At 45.5% G+C, this 1,160-nt stretch carries 1 protein-coding gene; it reads right to left on the bottom strand.

Annotation, left to right across the window (positions count from 1 at the left end; all coding sequences use genetic code 11):
• Positions 1–2: 2 nt before the first annotated feature.
• A partial coding sequence (gene tuf / locus DK865_RS13295) for an elongation factor Tu (protein WP_036914240.1) occupies positions 3–1,160 on the bottom strand: 1,158 nt, incomplete at its 5' end.

Raw genomic sequence — 1,160 nt, 5'->3', positions numbered from 1 at the left:
AATTAACCTAATACTTTAGCAACAACGCCCGCACCTACTGTACGGCCACCTTCACGGATAGCGAAACGTAAACCGTCGTCCATCGCGATTGGGTGAATCAGTTCAACGATCATGTTGATGTTGTCACCTGGCATTACCATTTCTACGCCTTCTGGTAATTCGATAGTACCAGTTACGTCAGTTGTACGGAAGTAGAACTGTGGACGGTAGCCTTTGAAGAATGGAGTGTGACGACCACCTTCATCTTTGCTCAGAATATAAACTTCTGATTCGAATTTAGTGTGTGGCTTGATTGAACCTGGTTTTGCCAGTACTTGTCCACGTTCGATTTCTTCACGTTTAGTACCACGCAGTAGAACACCAACGTTCTCACCTGCACGACCTTCGTCAAGTAATTTACGGAACATTTCAACGCCAGTACAAGTTGTTTTAACTGTTGGTTTGATACCAACGATTTCAACTTCTTCACCAACTTTAACAACACCACGCTCAACACGACCTGTTACTACTGTACCACGGCCTGAAATTGAGAATACGTCTTCGATTGGTAACAGGAATGGTTTGTCAATTGCACGCTCTGGTTCTGGGATGTATGAATCCAGTGCTTCTGCTAATTCAACAATTTTTGCTTCCCACTCTGCTTCGCCTTCCAGTGCTTTCAGCGCTGAACCACGGATTACTGGAGTGTCATCACCTGGGAAATCGTACTGAGACAGAAGTTCACGAACTTCCATTTCAACTAATTCCAGTAACTCTTCATCATCTACCATGTCACATTTGTTCAGGAATACGATGATGTAAGGAACACCAACCTGACGACCTAACAGGATGTGCTCACGAGTTTGTGGCATTGGGCCATCTGTCGCAGCAACAACCAGGATAGCTCCGTCCATTTGCGCAGCACCAGTGATCATGTTTTTAACATAGTCGGCGTGACCTGGGCAGTCTACGTGTGCGTAGTGGCGAGTTGGTGTGTCATATTCTACGTGTGAAGTAGAGATGGTGATACCACGAGCTTTTTCTTCTGGTGCGTTATCGATTTGATCGAATGCACGAGCAGCACCACCGTAAGTTTTAGCTAAAACTGTAGTGATTGCAGCAGTCAGAGTTGTTTTACCGTGGTCAACGTGGCCGATAGTACCAACGTTAACGTGCGGTTT

The sequence above is a fragment of the Proteus cibi genome, from assembly GCF_003144405.1.
Classification (GTDB): domain Bacteria; phylum Pseudomonadota; class Gammaproteobacteria; order Enterobacterales; family Enterobacteriaceae; genus Proteus; species Proteus cibi.
The sequence above is the reverse complement of the archived record's forward strand: the minus strand, read 5'-3'. Positions and strand labels throughout refer to the sequence as shown.